Source organism: Pseudomonas sp. NPDC077649 (assembly GCF_044542855.1).
In the GTDB taxonomy this organism is placed as follows: domain Bacteria; phylum Pseudomonadota; class Gammaproteobacteria; order Pseudomonadales; family Pseudomonadaceae; genus Aquipseudomonas.
On the sequence record NZ_JBITVF010000001.1, the window covers coordinates 1,204,866 to 1,217,790 of the forward strand.

At 68.0% G+C, this 12,925-nt stretch carries 16 protein-coding genes; 8 read left to right on the forward strand and 8 right to left on the reverse strand.

What is annotated here, in order from left to right; all coding sequences use genetic code 11:
- Positions 1 to 6: 6 nt before the first annotated feature.
- Positions 7 to 708 (reverse strand): YebC/PmpR family DNA-binding transcriptional regulator, encoded by a 702-nt coding sequence (locus tag ACIGFL_RS05575; RefSeq protein ID WP_122107449.1) that lies wholly within the window; start codon positions 706 to 708, stop codon positions 7 to 9.
- Between the two features lie 511 nt (positions 709 to 1,219).
- On the opposite strand from ACIGFL_RS05575, the gene ACIGFL_RS05580 reads away from it, so the two are divergent.
- Positions 1,220 to 1,927, forward strand: a complete 708-nt coding sequence (locus ACIGFL_RS05580; RefSeq protein ID WP_397496402.1) for an NADPH-dependent F420 reductase — start codon at positions 1,220 to 1,222, stop codon at positions 1,925 to 1,927.
- A gap of 72 nt (positions 1,928 to 1,999) precedes the next feature.
- On the opposite strand, the gene ACIGFL_RS05585 is transcribed toward ACIGFL_RS05580, so the two are convergent.
- Entirely contained in the window at positions 2,000 to 2,734 is a 735-nt protein-coding gene (locus ACIGFL_RS05585) for a sulfite exporter TauE/SafE family protein (protein ID WP_397496403.1), read from the reverse strand.
- 177 nt (positions 2,735 to 2,911) lie between these two features.
- Between ACIGFL_RS05585 and ACIGFL_RS05590 the strand changes: the two genes are divergently transcribed.
- Positions 2,912 to 3,817, forward strand: coding sequence for an EamA family transporter (locus ACIGFL_RS05590; protein ID WP_397496404.1), 906 nt, complete (start codon positions 2,912 to 2,914; stop codon positions 3,815 to 3,817).
- 37 nt (positions 3,818 to 3,854) lie between these two features.
- Here ACIGFL_RS05590 and ACIGFL_RS05595 read toward each other — a convergent pair whose 3' ends face one another.
- The gene (locus ACIGFL_RS05595; RefSeq protein ID WP_021445077.1) at positions 3,855 to 4,136 is read right to left on the reverse strand and encodes a peptidylprolyl isomerase; all 282 of its coding nucleotides are present in this window, start codon (positions 4,134 to 4,136) and stop codon (positions 3,855 to 3,857) included.
- Positions 4,137 to 4,300: 164 nt separating this feature from the next.
- On the opposite strand from ACIGFL_RS05595, the gene ACIGFL_RS05600 reads away from it, so the two are divergent.
- The gene (locus tag ACIGFL_RS05600; protein ID WP_021445078.1) at positions 4,301 to 4,642 is read left to right on the forward strand and encodes a hypothetical protein; all 342 of its coding nucleotides are present in this window, start codon (positions 4,301 to 4,303) and stop codon (positions 4,640 to 4,642) included.
- A 48-nt stretch (positions 4,643 to 4,690) separates the two neighbouring features.
- On the opposite strand, the gene ACIGFL_RS05605 is transcribed toward ACIGFL_RS05600, so the two are convergent.
- Positions 4,691 to 5,056 carry an STAS/SEC14 domain-containing protein gene (locus tag ACIGFL_RS05605; RefSeq protein WP_021445079.1) on the reverse strand — a complete coding sequence of 122 codons (366 nt, stop codon included), beginning with the start codon at positions 5,054 to 5,056 and terminating at the stop codon, positions 4,691 to 4,693.
- Positions 5,057 to 5,214: 158 nt separating this feature from the next.
- Here ACIGFL_RS05605 and ACIGFL_RS05610 point away from each other — a divergent pair, with 158 nt between their 5' ends.
- Positions 5,215 to 6,054, forward strand: a complete 840-nt coding sequence (locus ACIGFL_RS05610; RefSeq protein ID WP_397496405.1) for a CAP domain-containing protein — start codon at positions 5,215 to 5,217, stop codon at positions 6,052 to 6,054.
- 8 nt (positions 6,055 to 6,062) lie between these two features.
- Here the strand turns inward: ACIGFL_RS05610 and ACIGFL_RS05615 are convergent, their stop codons facing one another.
- Positions 6,063 to 6,650, reverse strand: coding sequence for an NAD(P)H-dependent oxidoreductase (locus ACIGFL_RS05615; RefSeq protein WP_397496406.1), 588 nt, complete (start codon positions 6,648 to 6,650; stop codon positions 6,063 to 6,065).
- Between the two features lie 153 nt (positions 6,651 to 6,803).
- Here ACIGFL_RS05615 and ACIGFL_RS05620 point away from each other — a divergent pair, with 153 nt between their 5' ends.
- The gene (locus ACIGFL_RS05620) at positions 6,804 to 7,100 is read left to right on the forward strand and encodes a putative quinol monooxygenase (protein WP_397496407.1); all 297 of its coding nucleotides are present in this window, start codon (positions 6,804 to 6,806) and stop codon (positions 7,098 to 7,100) included.
- Between the two features lie 58 nt (positions 7,101 to 7,158).
- Here ACIGFL_RS05620 and ACIGFL_RS05625 read toward each other — a convergent pair whose 3' ends face one another.
- From ACIGFL_RS05625 to ACIGFL_RS05635, 3 genes are all read right to left on the reverse strand, one after another.
- Entirely contained in the window at positions 7,159 to 9,168 is a 2,010-nt protein-coding gene (locus ACIGFL_RS05625) for a U32 family peptidase (protein WP_397496408.1), read from the reverse strand.
- A 124-nt stretch (positions 9,169 to 9,292) separates the two neighbouring features.
- Positions 9,293 to 9,772 carry a serine protease inhibitor ecotin gene (gene eco, locus ACIGFL_RS05630; protein ID WP_021445676.1) on the reverse strand — a complete coding sequence of 160 codons (480 nt, stop codon included), beginning with the start codon at positions 9,770 to 9,772 and terminating at the stop codon, positions 9,293 to 9,295.
- Positions 9,773 to 10,062: 290 nt separating this feature from the next.
- A complete protein-coding gene (locus ACIGFL_RS05635; RefSeq protein WP_397496409.1) occupies positions 10,063 to 10,581 on the reverse strand; it encodes a phage infection protein in 519 nt (172 codons plus the stop codon).
- 291 nt (positions 10,582 to 10,872) lie between these two features.
- On the opposite strand from ACIGFL_RS05635, the gene ACIGFL_RS05640 reads away from it, so the two are divergent.
- The 3 genes from ACIGFL_RS05640 to ACIGFL_RS05650 all read left to right on the forward strand — a co-directional run bounded on the left by ACIGFL_RS05640 (position 10,873) and on the right by ACIGFL_RS05650 (position 12,758).
- Positions 10,873 to 11,532: a twin-arginine translocation signal domain-containing protein gene (locus ACIGFL_RS05640; RefSeq protein ID WP_397496410.1), complete on the forward strand. Its 660-nt coding sequence runs from the start codon at positions 10,873 to 10,875 to the stop codon at positions 11,530 to 11,532.
- 51 nt (positions 11,533 to 11,583) lie between these two features.
- On the forward strand, positions 11,584 to 11,904 hold the full coding sequence (locus ACIGFL_RS05645; RefSeq protein ID WP_397496411.1) for a rhodanese-like domain-containing protein: 321 nt from the start codon (positions 11,584 to 11,586) through the stop codon (positions 11,902 to 11,904).
- A 110-nt stretch (positions 11,905 to 12,014) separates the two neighbouring features.
- A complete protein-coding gene (locus ACIGFL_RS05650) occupies positions 12,015 to 12,758 on the forward strand; it encodes a class I SAM-dependent DNA methyltransferase (RefSeq protein ID WP_397496412.1) in 744 nt (247 codons plus the stop codon).
- Positions 12,759 to 12,925 lie beyond the last annotated feature (167 nt).

Genomic DNA, 12,925 nt, shown 5'->3' on the forward strand with positions numbered 1-12,925 from the left:
GCGGAATCAGCCGGCCAGGCCGACGTAGACATTCTGCACGTCGTCGTGGCCGTCGATGGCTTCGAGGAAGGCTTCGACTTCTTCCAGCTGCTCCGGCGTCAGGCTGCTCACCGGGTTCTTCGGGCGGTAGCCGAGCTTGGCCGAGTTGACGGTGAAGCCCTGCTCCGGCAGCGCCTTGCACACGGCGTCGAGGTCGGTCGGCTCGGTGATGAACAGGGTCGCGCCCTCGTCATCGGGAACGAAGTCCTGGGCGCCGGCTTCGATGGCGGCCAGTTCCGGGTCGGCGCCGTCTTCGGTGCTGGCCTCGATCAGGCCGACGTGGTCGAAGTCCCAGCTCACCGAGCCGGAGGCGCCGAGCTGGCCCTTGCGAAACAGCACGCGGATCTCGGCCACGGTGCGGTTGACGTTGTCGGTCAGGCACTCGACGATCAGCGGCACCTGATGCGGGGCGAAGCCTTCGTAGAGGGTGCGCTCGTAGTTGATCACCTCGCCGGACAGGCCGGCGCCTTTCTTGATCGCGCGCTCCAGGGTGTCCTTGGGCATCGAGGCCTTCTTCGCCTGATGCACGGCCAGGCGCAGCTTGGCGTTGGTGTCCGGGTCGGCGCCGTTACGCGCGGCGATCATGATTTCCTTCACCAGCTTGCCGAAGATCTTGCCTCGGGCATTGGCGGCGGCTTCTTTGGGTTTGGCTTTCCACTGGGCGCCCATCTGGGGTCTCCTGGCCGATAGGTGAGACGGCGTCGCGGCGCGGGGGCGGCCGGACGATCGGTTAGGCTGCGGATTCTAGTGCCTTGCGGCGCCGGCGGCACGCGCAATTTCCCGGATGGCGTTGGCGGCGGGGGAAGCGCCGGCGCAGCGGTTCTGCGCCGGCAGGCTGGGGCTCAGGCGTTGGGCGAGTGGCTGCCGAGCAGGGTCTGGCCGTGTTTCTTCTCGCGTTTGGCCATGCGTTTCTCGTGTGCCGTTTTCAGCGGCTTCTTCTTGCCTTCTTTGTGGGAATCCATGCTCTTGCTCATGGTCGTGTCTCCGGGAAGTTGGTCATTGACTGGGTAAATGCATTCGGGTCACTACCACCTCCTCGGCCCCTGCAGCCGGCTGTCATGCGTTATCGCCTTTCAAGCATAGCTGGCGGGCAACACCCTGTTGCGAATCGGCGACGGTCGTCGCGTGCAGCTTTTCTATGCTTGGCCTGTGTCGCCGTGACGCGTTCGAGGAGGTCGCCATGTCCCCTTTCCTGCATCGTTTCGCCACCGCGCTGGGCCTGCTGGTGCTGCTGGGCGGCGCCCCGGCGCTGGCGCACGCGGACGCCTTGCGCATCGGCATCATCGGCACCGGCAATATCGGCGGCGCGCTGGCGCGGCTGTGGGTCGAGGCGGGGCACGAGGTGATGATGTCCTCGCGTCATCCCGAGCGTCTGCAGCCGCTGGCCCTGGAGCTGGGCGAGCGCGCCCGGGTCGGCACCCCGCGCGAGGCGGCCGAGTTCGGCCAGGTGATACTGCTGGCGGTGCCCTACGCCGCCACGCCGCAGATCGGCCGCGACCTTGCCGGCGAGCTGGCCGGCAAGGTGCTGCTGGATGCCGGCAATCCGCGCCCGGAACGCGACGGGCCGATGGCCGAGGAGGCCCGCGGGCTGGGTGCCGGCCTGGCCTCGCAGCGCTTTCTGCCCGGCGTGCGCCTGGTGCGCGCGTTCAACGCCATTTCCGCCCACAACCTGCGCAACCAGGCCCATCGCAGCGGCGAGAAACTGGCCATCCCGCTGGCCGGCGATGACGAGGCGGCGCTGCAGGTGGCGGCGCGCCTGGTGACCGATGCCGGTTTCGATCCGGTGATAGTCGGGCCGCTGGCCACGGCCAAGCGCTTCGACTTCGCCAGCGGCATCTCGGCGCGGATGCCGACGGCGCGCGAGTTGCGCGAGATCCTCGGGCTGTAGCTTCTGCGGACCGAATCCCCCGCAGCGCCGCCAGCGTCGCGGCTGAGGCCGTTCCTGCAGGGGCGACGAGGGCTACAGATTGCGCCAGATCAGCTGCACGCCGGCCAGCAGGATGCCCAGCCGGGCGATGCGGTAGAACCACTGGTGGTTGACCCGCGACTGCAGCCACAGGCCGCTCCACACGCCGATAGGCACTATGGGCGCGAGCATCAGGCTCAGCAGCAGGTTGTCCCGGCTGAACTGGCCCAGGGCGGCGTAGGGCAGCAGCTTGGCCGCGTTGGTCAGCAGGAAGAACAGGTTGATGGTGGCGACGAAACGCAGCTTGTCCAGCTGTTGCGGCAGCAGGTGCATCATCACCGGCGGCCCGCCGGCATGGGCGACGAAGCTGGTGAAGCCGGCCAGGCTCGACAGCAGGATGCCGCGGCCCTTGTGCAGCGGCCGCGGCGCCTGGTTGCCGGCGAGCAGGCCGAGGGCGACGAAGCCCACCGCGATCACCCCGATCAGCAGGCCGATGCTGCGCTCGTCGAACAGCTCGAAGGTCAGCGCACCGATGACGATGCCGATCAGCGCGCCGGGCAGCATCACCCTGAGGTTGGCCGCGTCCCACTTGCCCCAGTAGGCCTTCAGCCCCACCACGTCGGCCAGGCAGAGGATCGGCAGCATGATCGCCACCGCCTGCTTGGGCGAGGTGGCCAGCGCCAGCAGCGGCACGGCGATGCCGCCCAGGGCGCCGCCGAAGCCGCCCTTGGACAGCCCGGTGAGGAAGATCGCCGGCACGGCGAACAGGAGGAAGTCGGACAGGCTCATGGCAGTGGCCGCGGCGAAGGAGGGCGCAGGGTAGCAAAGGGCGCGGCGCGGCAGAACGGCCAGCGGCACAGGACGGGCGATCAGCGCACTGTGTGGCGTTTTTCCGCGCTCACTGTGTCTGCCGCGCAGGCTATGTGCTTGTTCTAATGGCCGCTCCCTGACCGCGAGGATTGCCCCATGTCGCCCAAAGATCTGCTGCTGGCGCTGCTGGTGATAGTCGTCTGGGGCCTGAACTTCGTGGTGATCAAGCTCGGCCTGCACGAGATGCCGCCGATGCTACTCGGCGCGCTGCGTTTCCTGCTCGCCGCCTTTCCCGCGATTCTCTTCGTGCGCCGGCCACAGGTGCCGCTGCGCTGGCTGCTGGCCTACGGCCTGACCATCTCGCTGGGCCAGTTCGCCTGCCTGTTCTACGCCATGCATGTGGGCATGCCGGCCGGGCTGGCCTCGCTGGTGCTGCAGTCGCAGGCCTTCTTTACCCTGTTCTTCGCCGCGCTGCTGCTGGGCGAGCGCCTGCGCGCCAGCAACCTGCTGGGCCTGCTGGTGGCAGCCGCCGGGCTGGCGTTGATCGGCCTGCAGGGCGGCCAGGCGATGACCCTGGCAGGCTTCGCCCTGACCATTGGCGCCGCCGCGATGTGGGCGCTGGGCAATATCGTCACGCGCAAGCTGGGCCGGGTGAACCTGGTCGGCCTGGTGGTCTGGGGCAGCCTGGTGCCGCCGCTGCCTTTTCTGGGGCTGTCGCTGTGGCTGGAAGGGCCGGCGGCGATCGAAAGCGCGCTGCGCGGCTTCGGGGTGGAGGCGCTGCTGGTGCTGGCCTACCTGGCGTTCGCCGCGACCATTCTCGGCTATGGCCTGTGGAGTCGCCTGCTGTCGCGCTACCCGGCCAGCCAGGTGGCGCCGTTCTCGCTGCTGGTGCCGGTGGTGGGCATCGGTTGCGCGGCGCTGCTGCTGGGCGAACGCCTGGGCGCGCTGCAACTGGTCGGCGCGGCGCTGGTGATGGGTGGGCTGCTGATCAATGTGTGGGGCGGCAAGCTGCTGGAGCGGCTGCGCCTGTGGCGGGCGCAGGGGGCGGCGGGGCTGGAGTGACGGCGTCGGCCGGGTGCCGACGCCAGCGCCGCGCGGATCAGTCCTGGCGGCTGGTGACTTCCAGCAGGTGGTAGCCGAACTGGGTCTTCACCGGGCCCTGGACCACGCCGACCGGCGCGCTGAACACCACGGTGTCGAATTCCTTGACCATCTGGCCCGGGCCGAAGGAGCCCAGGTCGCCGCCGTTGCGGCCGGACGGGCAGGTGGAGTTGTCCTTCGCCAGCTGGGCGAAGTCGGCGCCGCCTTCGATGGCGGTTTTCAGTTCGTTGCACTTGTCTTCGCTGGCAACCAGGATGTGACGGGCAGTGGCGCGGGCCATGGGAATACCTCCGTTTGATTGAGGGGCAGAGCCTAACCGAATCGACCGGCCAAGCAAACGCCGCTGCCGCCTGTCCTGTGTCTGCAGCCTGTCGACTAAACTGTTGTCCAATGGCCTAGCCGCGGGCGGCGGGCTTGTGGCACCCACTTTCAGGAGGTCCGGATATGAATACCTTGACCATCGAAGGCTGGCGTAAGGGCAACGGTGAGCAGAAATCCACGCCCATCGGCACCTTTCACTTCCGCGTCAGCGAGGCCGATCACTTACGCCTGGAACGCGCCGAGGAAGAGCTGCAGAAGAGCGGCGGCAAGGACATGATGGTCGATGCCGACATGGCAGCGATGGAGCTGGTCACCCCGGCCGAATGCGGCCCGCTGTCCGATTGCCAGTGGCGGGTCTACCTCAGTGGCGAAGACCGTCGCGGCCAGTTCCACCTGGTCGGCCACCGCGCCAGCGACGGCAGCCTGGTCTACAGCAACGCGGTGATGGTCGACCAGCTCGGCTGATGCCGCCGCGGCCCGCGCTGCCGGATCGCCTCCGGCAGCGCGATGCCTTCACTGCTGCAGCCAGGCCTCGGCTTCCGCCTCGCGGATCGAGTCGAACGCCTTGATCGTCAGGCCGGGAATCAGCGCGCCTTCCATTTGGCTGGCGGTGCGCAGCCACTGCTGATCGGCCACCACCGCCACGCGGTCGAACTGGCGGATAAAGCGCAGCAGCTGCGGGATGCGCGCCAGCTCGACACCCACCGCGCCCAGGGTCGGCCACTCGAAGTTGCCGATGCGATAGAGCATGCGCCCGTGCTCGATACCTTCGGCGGCCTGGGTCAGCTCGTCGAGGGCGGCGCGCATGGCGTCGCTGTCCAGTTTGCCGGCGAAGTCCACATCGAGGCGCTGGTCGCCGTTGCGGGTTACCTTGAACATGGCGGTTCCTCCGTGAGGGATGGGACTATCACCATACGCCCCCTGGCGGCGCAGGGTAATGGGGCGGCCGATAAGCGCGCTGCGCCGCCGCCGGGGGGTAGGCCTGGACGGCGGTAATCGCGCATCATCTGTGCCGTCGGCTTGTTAAGGAGAGTTCCATGCGCTTGTCCCTTTCTGCACTGATTCTGGCACTGGGCCTGTTCGCCGTGGCGGCGCAGGCGGCCGAGGAGGGGGCGCTGGTCGAGGCGATCAACGCCTATCGCGGCGAGGTGCAGCGCTGCGGCGTGCACGCCTCCGAGCCGTTGCCGCCGCTGGCCAGCGATGCGCGTCTGCTGCTGCCGGCGGCCGGCACCGGTGATCTGCAGCAGGCCTTGAGTGCGGCGGGCTATCCGCTGGTCAACGTGCAGGCCATCAGCCTGTCCGGCCCGCGCGATGCGCAGGCGGCGATGCAGGCGCTGGCGGAAAGTTTCTGCCGGGTGCTGCTCGACCCGCAGTTCGTCGATATCGGCGTCAGCCGCGCCGAGCGCGACTGGCGCATCGTCCTGGCGCGACCGCTGCTCAGCGGCCGCCTGGGCGACTGGCAGGCGGAGGGGCAGAAATTGCTGGAGCAGATCAACGCCGCCCGCGCCCAGGCGCGCCAGTGCGGCGGCCAGAGCTTCGTCGCCGCCGCGCCGCTGGCCTGGAACGCCGAGCTGGGCAGCGCCGCCGAAGCGCACAGCCGGGCCATGGCCAACGGCAACTTCTTCGCCCACCAGGGCCGCGACGGCCGCACCCCCGGCGACCGCGCCGAACTGGCCGGTTATGCCGGCGGCCAGATTGGCGAGAACATCGCCGCGGCGCTGGATACGCCGGCCAAGGTGGTCGAGGGCTGGCTCGCCAGCCCCGGGCACTGCGCCAACCTGATGCACCCGCAGTACCAGGACCTCGGCGCGGCCTACGCCAGCGACCCGCAGAGCGACGCGGGGATCTACTGGACGGCGCTGTTCGGCGGGCGCTGAGCCGGGGCTCAGTGGACGCCGAACACCTCGGCCAGGTGTTGCTGGTAGCGGGCCACGTCGCGCTCGATATCCGGCTGCTTCATCACGTCGGTGCTGAGGAAGGTGGGCAGGGCAGTCATGCCGAGGAACTGGTTGGCCTTGTGGAAGGGGAAGTACACCGCGTCCACGCCCTTGCCTTCGAAGAAGTCGCTGGGGTCGTCGAAGGCCTGCTGCGGGGCGTTCCAGGTCAGCGACAGGAGGTACTGCTTGCCCTGTACCAGGCCGCCGCTGCCGTACTTCTGCGAGGCGTCGGAGCGGGTGCGGCCGTCGTTGGCGTAGAGGCTGCCGTGGCCGGCGGTGAACACCTCGTCGAGGTACTTCTTCACCGTCCAGGGCGCGCCCATCCACCAGCCGGGCATCTGGTAGATCACCACGTCGGCCCAGAGGAATTTCTCCACCTCTTCCTCGATGTCGTAGCCGCCATCGATGAAGGTGGTCTTGATATCGAACCCGGCGCGGTCGAGGAAGGCCGCGGCGGCCTCGTGCAGGGTGGCGTTGTACTGGCCGTTGGAGTGGGCGAACTGCTTGCCGCCGTCGAGCAGAAGGATGTTTTTCATGGCTGTCTCCGCAAAAGAATGGCGGCAGGTTAGCGGCGCACCCGCGCGGGAAACAGAGTGGGTCAGGCAAATGATTGTTGAGTGAAAGGCACGAATGTCCGGATTTATCCTGCGTTAGAGTGCGGCAAACAACGCTTTTGCAGGAGGTCTTGCATGCACGCCTTTATCCTTCACGCCCACACCAGACCGGAGCAGGCCGAGGCCTTCGAGCGCCTGTTCCGCGCCCATGTCGAGCCCAGCCGCGCCGAGCCCGGCTGCATCGAGTACCACATGCTGCGCGACGCGCAGGACCCCACGCTGTTTATCTTCTACGAGGTCTGGGCGTCGCCGGAGGCGTTCGCCGAGCACACGGCGCTGCCGCATATGCGCGCATTCCACGAGAAGCGCATGGACTACCTGCGTCGCGATTTCGAGGTTCGCCAGATCGAGATGCTTAGCCCGCTTAGCTGAGGGCCTCCTCGGCAACCCCCGGTGCGCACGGCGCACCGAACACGACGAAATACCAGGCTCAGTGGCTATAGCCCGGCTTCTGGCGGATGGTCTTGAGCAGGTCGTCCGGGCTGATCTGGCCGACCACCTGGGTGGCGGCGCTGCCAGGCTGCGGCAGGCCGAGGATATGCCCCTTCATCTTGCCGACCACGTGCATCTCGCACGGCTTGCAGTCGAACTTCAGGGTCAGCACCTCATCGCCGTGGATCAGCTGCATCGGCGCGACGCGGGTTTTCACGCCGGTGACGCCCTTGGCCTGCTTGGGGCACAGGTTGAAGGAGAAGCGCAGGCAGTGCTTGGTGATCATCACCGGCACCTCGCCGGCTTCCTCGTGCGCCTCGTAGGCCGCGTCGATCAGCTGCACGCCGTGGCGATGGTAGAAGTCGCGGGCCTTCTGGTTGTAGACGTTGTAGAGGAAGCTCAAATGCGCCTCCGGATAGACCGGCGCAGGAATGGCTTCGGCCTTGCGACTGCCGCGCGGATGGGCGGCGACGCGTGCCGCGGTCAGCGCCTCGATGGCCTCGCGGCGCAGCGCCTTGAGCTGCGAGTTGGGCACGAAGAAGGCCAGCGGCGCGTCCAGGGTCACGCCCTGGGCGTGGTAGATGGTGGTGCCGAGCTGGGTGAGCAGGTCGCGCAGGCCGTCCAGCGCCTGCTCCGGCTTGTTGGCCGGGCCGAAGGGGCCGGGCAGGGCGACCTCGACGCTGACGCCTTCCTCGCTGGTGGCGGTCAGTTTCAGCTGCTGCTCGCGCAGCTCGGCCTGCCAGCTGATGCCGATACGGCGTTCGGCGCTGGTCCTCTGCAGGGCCTGCTGCCAGTTGTGGTCGAGGTTGCGTGACAACGGGTGATTCGGGCGCAGGCGGAAAAGCCCCTCGGGCATCTCGTTGGGCTCGACGCGGTAGCGGTAGCGCTTCTCGCCTTCCTCCTCGAACTCGCCTTTTAGTTCGGCGATATTGGCACGAAAACCCACCACCTCGCGCTTGACCAGCACGTTGAGGCCGTCGCCGTTGGACAGTGGCTCATGGGTGACGGCGATCAGGTCGCGCTTGCCCACCTTCTCGACATGACCAACGGAGAGCCCGGTAAAGGTCGGCGAGTCGAAGGCGCCGATATCCACCTTGCGCTCGGTGACGAAATAGTCGGTGCTGCCGCGGTGGAAGGTCTTGTCCGGATCGGGCAGGAAGAAGTGCGCGGTGCGGCCGCTGGAGGCGCGGGCCAGGTCCGGGCGATCCTCGAGGATGGCGTCGAGCTCCTTGCGGTAATGGGCGGTGATGTTCTTCACGTAGCCCATGTCCTTGTAGCGCCCCTCGATCTTGAACGAGCGCACGCCGGCCTCGACCAGGGCGCGCAGGTTGGCGCTCTGGTTGTTGTCCTTCATCGACAGCAGGTGCTTCTCGTAGGCGATCACCCCGCCTTTTTCATCCTTGAGGGTGTAGGGCAGGCGGCAGGCCTGCGAGCAGTCGCCACGGTTGGCGCTGCGCCCGGTCTGCGCGTGGGAGATGTTGCACTGGCCGGAGAAGGCCACGCACAGCGCGCCGTGGATGAAGAACTCGATGGCCGCGTCGGTGGCCTCGGCAATAGTGCGGATTTCCTGCAGGTTCAGCTCGCGCGCCAGCACCAGCTGGGAGAAGCCGGCCTGATCGAGGAACTTGGCCCGCTCCAGGGTGCGGATATCGGTCTGGGTGCTGGCGTGCAGCTCGATCGGCGGGATATCCAGCTCCATCACCCCCATGTCCTGCACGATCAGCGCATCCACACCGGCGTCGTAGAGCTGGTGGATCAGCTTGCGCGCCGGCTCCAGCTCGTCGTCGTGGAGGATGGTGTTGATCGTGGTGAACACCCGCGCGTGGTAGCGGCGGGCGAATTCCACCAGCTCGGCGATCTCGCTCACCTCGTTGCAGGCGTTATGCCGCGCGCCGAAGCTCGGCCCGCCGATGTAGATGGCGTCGGCGCCATGCAGGATGGCCTCGCGGGCGATGGCCACATCGCGGGCGGGGCTGAGCAGTTCCAGGTGGTGTTTGGGCAGGGACATGGCGTTTTCTTTTATCCGGCGGCACGGGCAAGGCGCGCATTGTAGCCGCCTGCCGGGCGCAGGGCACGCCGAGCTGCCGGGTGGCGGCGCCCGCCATGGCTAGCGGGCGCCAAACCGGTGGGCCTTACTGGCGCGGAGCGGGGCTGGTGGCGGCTGCGGCCGACCAGACGCGGTAGCGCACCTCGACATCTGCCGGGGCGTAGATCACCAGCGGCAGCTTGCTGTTGTAGCGCACCAGCATGGGCTCGCCACCGACCTGGACGAAGGCCTGCTTGCGGCTGCCGTCGGGGCAGGCCATCAGGGTGCTGACCGCCGGGCCGACCTGGCCCAGCTGGTAGTAGTTGTAGCCCCAGCCTTCGACCGTCTTCTCCTGCCACTGGCCGCCGAGGCGCTGCTGGTTGCAGTCCACCTCCAGGGTCTTGCCGGCGATCAGCTCCACCTTGTGCTCGGCCTCGTTGGCCTGCGCCGGCAGCTCGATGACATGGCGGGCGTAGCCGTCGGCGGCGGTCGGGTAGGGCTTGAGCGCCTCGGGCGTGGCGGCGCAGGCGGCCAGCGGCAGGGCGCAGGCGAGGAGGGCGATCAGCGGCAGTGGGTTCGCGTTCATAAGAGTCCTTGCTTCACAGGCCTTGTGGGCCGTCCGTTGAGGGAAAACCGCCGGGGCGGCGGCGCAGCACAGACCTTTCTGGATAGGCGAAGTTCCGGAGCTTGGCAAGACGGCTGGTCAACCGCACAGGGTTTTCCGCCGCGCAGTGCAATGGGCGCCTCGTGCGGCCTGGCGCGCCTCGTGGGCGTGGCTGCCGGCGGATAAAAAAAGACCGGCTGATTGGGCCGGTCTTTTTCTGGCTGCAGTGGCGTTGTCGTCATGCGCTGGTCTCGATCATCAGGGGCGCTGGATCAGGCCACGCGGCTTTGGATCAGGCGATCCGAGCCACCCTCGGCGACGCGGTTCTGAATCAGGCGATCCGAGCCACCCTCGGCGACGCGGTTCTGAATCAGGCGATCCGAGCCACCCTCGGCGACGCGGTTCTCGATCAGGCGGTCCGAACCACCCTCGGCGACGCGGTTCTCGATCAGGCGATCCGAGCCACCCTCGGCGACGCGGTTCTCGATCAGGCGGTCCGAGCCACCCTCGGCGACGCGGTTCTCGATCAGGCGATCCGAGCCACCCTCGGCGACGCGGTTCTCGATCAGGCGATCCGAGCCACCCTCGGCGACGCGGTTCTCGATCAGGCGATCCGAACCACCTTCGGCGATGCGGCTTTCGATCAGGCGGTCCGAGCCACCTTCGGCGATGCGGCTTTCGATCAGGCGGTCGGCACCGCCCTCGGCGACAACAGGTTGGGCGGAAGAAGCGGCGAATACGTTGGCTGCCAGTACGGAGAAGGCGAAGCTGAGGATGAGTTGGCGTTTCATGGTGGTGTGCTCCGGGGTGGTTGCTGCTTGGGTATGGAGCAGATGGTACGCAGGTGAATTTTTAAGAGAACTTCATTGACCTGATGGTAACTATCGATGCCGGCAATGGTCGGCGGCACATCCCTGGCGCCGGCCTGACAAGGCATCCTCGGCCCCGTCGCCGGCGGATCTCGCCTGGACAAGCGGCGCTCGGTGCCAGCGTCACGTCGCGGACGGCGAGCTAGACTGACTGCATTCGGGCTCGGGCTGCCGTGCTCGGCATGCCGGGGCGCTCCCGGCCAGGAGGCGGCGGTGGATAAACGGCAAAGGCCTGGCGCCGGCCTTACACGGCGTCACTTTCTCTATGGCGGCGCCGTGCTCGGCGGTGGCCTGCTGGCCGCGCCGGCCCTGGCGCAGCAGCTCTGTCGGCCCACGACCGGCGATATCCTCGGCCCCTATTACCGCTTCGGCGCGCCATTTCTGGCGCAGCTGGCCGGGCCAGAAGAGGCGGGCGAGCGGCTGGTGGTCAGCGGCACGGTGCTCAGCGCGGACTGCCGCACGCCGATCGCCAACGCCCTGGTCGAAGTCTGGCAGGCCAACGGCGCCGGCCTGTACGACACCCAGACCCCGGGCAACTACACCGACAAGGGCCGCTTTCACCTGCGCGGCATGCTCTACACCGACGCCCAGGGGCGCTACCGCATCGAGACGGTGATGCCCGGGCGTTACCCGGTGCCGCCGAACCTGCCGGGGCTGGAGCAGTACGGCGGGATCACCCGGCCGGCGCACATCCACTTCCGGGTGATGGAGGCGCTGCACGTGCCGGTGACCCTGCAACTGTACTTCGCCGGTGACCCCCATATCGCCGAGGACCCCTGGGCCAGCCAGCACCCGGACAACGTCATCGCCCTGGAGGCGGATGGCCAGGGCCGGCGCGGGACGTTCGATATCGTGCTGGCCCGGGGGTTCTAGACCGCGCAGCGCCGCAGGCGGTGCATCTGTCAGCCAACTCGGAGGTGTGGCATGGGCCGGATCAGCAGTTGCGAATTGCTCGAGTGGCAAGCGGCGGGGCGCAGTTTCACCCTGCTGGATGTGCGCCGCGAGGCGGCACGGCTGGCGGATGCGGCCGCCATCCCCGGCGCGCACTGGCATGCGCCCGAGACGCTGCTCGCCTGGAAGGATTCGGTGCCGCGGGATAGGCCGGTGGTGCTCTATTGCGCCCATGGCCGCGAAATCAGCCAGGGCATCGCCGCCACCCTCGAAGCGATGGGGCTCGATGCCCGCTACCTGATCGACGGCTTCGCCGGCTGGCGCGACGCCGGTCGGCCCACCGCGGCCCTGTAGCGCTCGGGCTTGCAGCCGGCGCTACCGCTCGCCGCCCTGCCGGTGCTTCCGGTGGCCGGCTTGGGCTATGATGCGCGCCCTCGAATCACCCGGCCCAGCCCCAGGTCAGCATGTCCGGCAACGCCCTCTATACCGACCTGTCGGGTTACTACGATCTGCTCTGCGCCGATATCGACTACCAGGCGCAGAGCCACTGCGTGCATCGCCTGCAGCAGCTGTTCGGCAACGGCGGCACGCGCCACCTCGACCTGGCCTGCGGCACCGGCCCGCACGTGCGGCATTTTCTCGATGCCGGCTATGCGAGCGGCGGCCTCGACATCAATCAGCCGATGCTCGATAGAGCCGCCCTGCGCTGCCCGGAGGCACGCTTTGCCCGGCAGGACATGTGCGGCTTCAGCGCGGACGAGCCGCTGGACCTGATCACCTGCTTTCTCTACTCCATCCACTACAGCGCCAGCATCGAGCGGCTGCAGGCCTGCATCGCCAGCGTGCATGGCGCCCTGGCCGTCGGCGGGCTGTTCTGCTTCAACGCGGTGGACAAGCACAAGATCGACAACGCCTCGTTCGTCTGCCACAGCGCCGAGCATGCCGACGGCCAACTGCGCTTCGGCTCCGGCTGGCACTACCAGGGCGAGGGCGAGCGGCAGACGCTGAGGTTGCGCATCGAACGAACGGTGGCCGACGCGACCCAGGTCTGGCACGACGAACACCCCATGGTGGCGGTGAGCTTCGCCGAGCTGCAGACGCTGCTGGCGCCGTACTTCGAGGTGCAGGTGCTGGAGCACGACTACCAGAGGCTGCTGCCCTGGGACGGCGCCTCCGGCAATGCGCTGTTCGCCTGCGTCAAGCGTTGATGGCGCGACGCCCTGCATCCCGCGCTGCGGCCAGGCCCTAGGACGGAAAACCGCGCCGCGTTTTACCCGGCGTACCCACTGCGCCGATCCCCGCGCGGCGGCAAGACGAGACTTCCCGCGCAAAAGCCGGATAATGGCGGCCATTTCGTCTCGCTGCTGTCTGGTAC

Coding starts and splice junctions, on each gene's coding strand:
- ACIGFL_RS05620 (WP_397496407.1), top strand. CDS start 6,804: ATGCACGCCTTTATCCTTCACGCCCACACCAGACCGGAGCAGGCCGAG.
- ACIGFL_RS05650 (WP_397496412.1), top strand. CDS start 12,015: ATGTCCGGCAACGCCCTCTATACCGACCTGTCGGGTTACTACGATCTG.
- ACIGFL_RS05645 (WP_397496411.1), top strand. CDS start 11,584: ATGGGCCGGATCAGCAGTTGCGAATTGCTCGAGTGGCAAGCGGCGGGG.
- ACIGFL_RS05635 (WP_397496409.1), bottom strand. CDS start 10,581: ATGAAACGCCAACTCATCCTCAGCTTCGCCTTCTCCGTACTGGCAGCC.
- ACIGFL_RS05605 (WP_021445079.1), bottom strand. CDS start 5,056: ATGTTCAAGGTAACCCGCAACGGCGACCAGCGCCTCGATGTGGACTTC.
- ACIGFL_RS05580 (WP_397496402.1), top strand. CDS start 1,220: ATGTCCCCTTTCCTGCATCGTTTCGCCACCGCGCTGGGCCTGCTGGTG.
- ACIGFL_RS05590 (WP_397496404.1), top strand. CDS start 2,912: ATGTCGCCCAAAGATCTGCTGCTGGCGCTGCTGGTGATAGTCGTCTGG.
- eco (WP_021445676.1), bottom strand. CDS start 9,772: ATGAACGCGAACCCACTGCCGCTGATCGCCCTCCTCGCCTGCGCCCTG.
- ACIGFL_RS05600 (WP_021445078.1), top strand. CDS start 4,301: ATGAATACCTTGACCATCGAAGGCTGGCGTAAGGGCAACGGTGAGCAG.
- ACIGFL_RS05610 (WP_397496405.1), top strand. CDS start 5,215: ATGCGCTTGTCCCTTTCTGCACTGATTCTGGCACTGGGCCTGTTCGCC.
- ACIGFL_RS05585 (WP_397496403.1), bottom strand. CDS start 2,734: ATGAGCCTGTCCGACTTCCTCCTGTTCGCCGTGCCGGCGATCTTCCTC.
- ACIGFL_RS05595 (WP_021445077.1), bottom strand. CDS start 4,136: ATGGCCCGCGCCACTGCCCGTCACATCCTGGTTGCCAGCGAAGACAAG.
- ACIGFL_RS05575 (WP_122107449.1), bottom strand. CDS start 708: ATGGGCGCCCAGTGGAAAGCCAAACCCAAAGAAGCCGCCGCCAATGCC.
- ACIGFL_RS05625 (WP_397496408.1), bottom strand. CDS start 9,168: ATGTCCCTGCCCAAACACCACCTGGAACTGCTCAGCCCCGCCCGCGAT.
- ACIGFL_RS05615 (WP_397496406.1), bottom strand. CDS start 6,650: ATGAAAAACATCCTTCTGCTCGACGGCGGCAAGCAGTTCGCCCACTCC.